We start from the raw sequence: 4,528 nt of genomic DNA on the forward strand, positions 1-4,528 counted from the left end.
GCCCTGGTTCACGCCGGCCGCATCTTCCTGTTCTACGCGGCCGGCGTGAACCAGGGCTTCTTCGGCTCGGCCACCGGCAACGACGAGAGCGACCCGAATGTTCTGCAGGCCGACTACAGCTACTCGGACGACGACGGGCTGACCTGGACCCATCGCCGGATCACCAAGCAGATCAAGGACCCGGCCTGGGGCGGGATGTTCGCCGCTTCCGGCGAGGGCATCCAGCTGCGCAACGGGGCGCACAAGGGCCGGCTGATCCAGCAGTACGCCGTCCGTAGCAACGGCGCCAACTACGCGGCGAGCGCGTACAGCGACGACCACGGCGCCACCTGGAAGATGGGCAGGCCGGTCGGCCCCGGAGACGAGAACAAGACCGTCGAGCTGAACGACGGCACGGTCATGCTCAACAACCGGTCGGCGCCGTACCGGACGATCGCGTACTCCACGGACGGCGGGGTCACCTACACCCCGTTCGTCCAGGACACCGCGCTCCCCGACCCGGGGAACAACGCCTCGGTCATCCGGTACGCCCCCGATGCCCCGGCCTCGGACCCGCAGTCCTCCTGGCTGCTGTTCAGCAACACCGAGGACACCGGTTCACGGCGCAACCTCACCGTCAAGATGTCCTGCGACAACGGGAAGACCTGGCCGATCAGGAAGGCCGTCGACTCCGGCGCCGCTGCCTACTCGACCCTGACCCGGCTGCCGGACGGCAGGGTGGGGCTGCTGTACGAGCGCGGCGACTACGCGCACATCACGTACGACTCGTTCGACCTGAAGTGGCTGGGCGGCACCTGCGCCGACATCACGATCACCCCGCCCGCCCCGCTCAAGGCGGGGACCAGTGCCCAGGTCACGGTCCGCGTCGTCAACCGGATGGACGTACGCCGGAGCGCGGGCACGATCGACCTGTCCGTGCCGAGCGGCTGGACCACCGAGCAGACCGCGATCCCCGCGTTGAACCCTGGCCAGGGCGCCAACATCAGGATCCCGGTCGCCGTGCCGGCCGGCACCTCGGGCAGCGCCGCGCTCACCGCGACGTACCGGGCGGACGGCAAGCAGGCCCAGGGCCGTGCGACGGTGACGGTCGTTCCGTAACCGGGCGAGGTCCGTACGTCCGACCGCCGCACGGCGGTTGGACGTGCCCCGGCCCGCGACCGTTCAATGGGTGCGACGCGCAGCGGGCGGAGCAACCGGGAAGTGGTGGCGGACGTGGCACAAGCGGTTTTACGCATCGGGGTGGTCGGCGGAAGCGTCGCCGGGTGCGCCATGGCGATCGCCGGGGCCAGGGCCGGCGCGCAGGTGACGGTCCACGAGCGCAGCGACGGGGCCCTGGAGGACCGGGGGTTCGGCATCGTCATCCCGCCGGCGCTGCACCGGGAGCTGGTCGCGGCCGGCTATCTGGACGCCGGTATGCCGACGGCGCCGGTACCCTCCCGGGTCTGGCTCACCGGGCAGAGCGGGCACTCCACGGCGCGTGAACTGGCCCGCCAGGAAAGCGCGGTGACCGCCTGTCACTGGGGTCTCCTGTGGCGCACCCTGCACGCGAACGCCGACGGCGCCGTGCGGTATCACCGGGGGCGGCCGGTCACGGAGGTGCGGCGCCACCCCTCGGGCGGCGCCGTGATCCGGACGGCGGACTCGGAGCAGGTGTACGACATCGTCGTCGGGGCGGACGGGCCGCGGTCCGTCACCCGGGAGAGCGTGGCCCCGGGGGTGCGGCCGGTTCCGGCGGGGTACGCCGTGTGGCGGGGCACCCTGCCGCTCACCGCGCTCGCCGCCCGTCCGCACCTGCTCGATCTGCTGCGCAGCGCGTGGATCACGCTGGGATACCCGGGCGGGCACGGGGTCTTCTACCTGATCCCGGGCGCCGCGCCGGGGTCCCGGCTGCTGGCCTACGCCATCTACGGCTCCCCTCCCCCGGCATCGTGGACCGCCGGGCGCGAGGCGTACGTACGGCGCATCGCCGAGGAGCACTTCCCGGCGGACTGGGCCGGTCTCGTCGGCCGGGGCGAGCACACGTCCATGGCGTACCACCCGGTCACCGACTTCCACGCGCCGCAGGTGGCCGATCCGCCGTTCCTGCTGGCGGGCGACGCGGCGAGCATCACCAGGCCGCACACCGCCAGCGGCGCGACCAAGGCGTTGCAGGACGCGCTCTGCCTGGAGCGCGTCCTGCGCAGGGCGCCCTCCCCGGCCGACGCGCTGCGCGAGTACGCGGCCGAGCGGTCGCCCGAGGGGGCCAGGCTGGTCGCCCTCGGGCGCAGACTGGGGCGTGCGATGGTCGAACGGACCCCGGACTGGACGGCGATGGGCGCGGCGGAGGTGGCGTCGTGGTCCCGTGCGACGCTGAACGGCGCCGACAGCTATCTGTACGGGGCGGCGCACGAGTGACGGTGGCGGTGCGCTGACGGGACCGGGGCTCAGGCCGGGCCGAGCCTGGTGCGGATGCCGTCGAAGTGGGTGCGCATCGCGCTCACCGCGCGCAGCCCGTCGGCAGCCGCCACCGCCTCGACGATCTCGCGGTGCTGGGCGCAGGTGACCCACGGGTCCTGGTGGCCGTCGTCGAGGTCCTCGCGCACCCGGTCCATCGCCGCCCAGAAGGCGTCGAGCACCTCGCTGAGCAGGTGGTTGTCGAGCGAGGCGTACAGCGCGAGGTGGAAGGCCCGGTCGGTGGCGCGGGCGACCCGGCCGGTGCCGGCCTCCTCCTCCATCTTCGCCACCAGCGCGCGCAGCACTTCGAGGTCCTCGTCCGGGACCCCGGCAGCGACGGCACCCACCAGCCCCGCCTCCAGGGCCTCGCGCACCTTCATCAGCTCGGCGAGGCCCGGTTCGCCCTGGCGGTGGCGGACCGCCGCACGGAAGGCGAGCCCCTCGGCGAACGGGGACAGCGAGAGCGAGCCGACGTAGGTGCCGAATCCCCGCCGGATCTCGACGACGTTGACCGCCTGGAGCGACTTGAGCGCCTCGCGCACCGACACCCGTCCAGCCCCGAAGAGCTCCATCAGCTCCGCCTCGGTGGGCAGCGCGTCGCCCGGGGCCAGCCGGCGTTCCAGGATCAGTTCCTTGATCCTGCGCTCGATGTCCTGAGCCATGGTGGGCCGCGCCACAACGTCCTCCTGAGGTGCCGTTGCCCCTTGACCGGTCGCAGGAGCATCTGTTTAAGGTGAAGCTAGACATAGGACATCTTACGTCTCACGTCTCGATCCGAGTAGCCCGACAGGCTCCGGGTCGGTATCCCGATCAGCTGGAGCCTCCACCATGTCTCTGACCGCACCGCTGCACGGCGTAGTTCCGCCGGTCTGCACCCCGCTCGACTCCCGCGGGGAGGTCGACACCACCTCCCTCGCACGGCTCGTCGAGCACCTCATCGGCGGGGGCGTGCACGGACTCTTCGCGCTCGGGTCCACCAGCGAGGTCGCCTACCTCACCGACGAACAGCGCGCCACGGTCCTGGAGACCGTGGTCAACGCGACCGACGGCCGGGTCCCGGTGCTGGCCGGGGTCATCGACACCACCACGGCCCGGGTCGTCGAGCACGCCAGGTCGGCCGCCCAGCTGGGCGCGGACGCCCTGGTCGCGACCGCGCCGTTCTACACCCGCACCCACGGCAAGGAGATCGCCGGGCACTTCCGCCGGCTGCGCGCCGAGGTCGGCCTGCCGCTGTTCGCCTACGACATCCCCGTCGCCGTGCACAGCAAACTGTCCGCCGCGCTGGTCCGCGAACTCGCCGAGGACGGCACCCTGGCGGGGCTCAAGGACAGCAGCGGTGACGAGGGCGGTCTGCGCCGGCTCATCGTCGAGCTCGGCGGCCGCGAGGGCCGCGCGCACGGTCCGGTGCCGGAGTTCAGCATCCTCACCGGCTCCGAGCTGACCGTGGACGCGGCCCTGCTGGCGGGCGCCGACGGCGTCGTCCCGGGTATCGGCAACGTGGACCCGTCCGGCTATGTGCGGCTCTACGAAGCCGCGCGGGCCGGGGACTGGTCGCGGGCCGCGAAGGAGCAGGAGCGGCTCATCGAGCTGTTCGCCATGGTCGACGTCGGCCCCGAGGCGGACATGGGCCGCAGCTCCTCGGCGCTCGGCTCGTTCAAGTCGGCGCTCCGGCTGCTGGGCGTCATCGACTGCGGCGACACCGCGTTCCCGCAGATCCAGCTGTCCGCCGAATCGGTCGCGCTGGTCTCCGGGCTGCTGCGCGCCGCCGGTCTGCCGCCGGTCCGATGACCTCGCCCGCTCGGACAGCGCCGGCCGGGCGGCCGGTCGTCGGCCTCGACCTCGGCGGTACGAAGATCGCCGCCGCGCTCGTCGGCGCCGACGGAACGGTCCTCGCCCGGCACAGCCGCCCCACCCCGGCCCGCGACGGTGCGACGGCGGTGCTCGACGCACTCGCCGCCGCGGCGGCCGAGGCCGACCCCGGCCGGAGCGCCGCGGTGCTCGGCATCGCGGCGGCCGGAGTGATCGATCCCCGCACCGGCATGGTCACCAGCGCCACCGACTCGATCCGCGGCTGGGCCGGCACCGCCCTCGGTGC

5 protein-coding genes are annotated in these 4,528 nt (G+C 73.1%); 4 read left to right on the forward strand and 1 reads right to left on the reverse strand.

Going from position 1 to position 4,528, the window contains the following annotated elements; genetic code table 11:
• Both J1C73_RS01285 and J1C73_RS01290 read left to right on the forward strand, forming a co-directional pair.
• Positions 1-1,098: sialidase family protein (locus J1C73_RS01285; protein WP_207314678.1), on the forward strand; the 1,098-nt coding region annotated here is incomplete at its 5' end.
• 114 nt (positions 1,099-1,212) lie between these two features.
• Entirely contained in the window at positions 1,213-2,394 is a 1,182-nt protein-coding gene (locus tag J1C73_RS01290; RefSeq protein WP_307797580.1) for an FAD-dependent monooxygenase, read from the forward strand.
• A 29-nt stretch (positions 2,395-2,423) separates the two neighbouring features.
• Here J1C73_RS01290 and J1C73_RS01295 read toward each other — a convergent pair whose 3' ends face one another.
• Positions 2,424-3,110, reverse strand: a complete 687-nt coding sequence (locus J1C73_RS01295; protein ID WP_207314680.1) for a FadR/GntR family transcriptional regulator — start codon at positions 3,108-3,110, stop codon at positions 2,424-2,426.
• 151 nt (positions 3,111-3,261) lie between these two features.
• Between J1C73_RS01295 and J1C73_RS01300 the strand changes: the two genes are divergently transcribed.
• On the forward strand, positions 3,262-4,221 hold the full coding sequence (locus J1C73_RS01300) for a dihydrodipicolinate synthase family protein (RefSeq protein ID WP_207314681.1): 960 nt from the start codon (positions 3,262-3,264) through the stop codon (positions 4,219-4,221).
• Positions 4,218-4,528: ROK family protein (locus tag J1C73_RS01305; RefSeq protein WP_207314682.1), on the forward strand; the 311-nt coding region annotated here is incomplete at its 3' end. The genes J1C73_RS01300 and J1C73_RS01305, both read left to right, overlap by 4 nt.

Origin of the sequence: Streptomyces laculatispora, from assembly GCF_017353455.1 — a bacterium.
In the GTDB taxonomy this organism is placed as follows: Bacteria; Actinomycetota; Actinomycetes; order Streptomycetales; family Streptomycetaceae; genus Streptomyces; species Streptomyces laculatispora.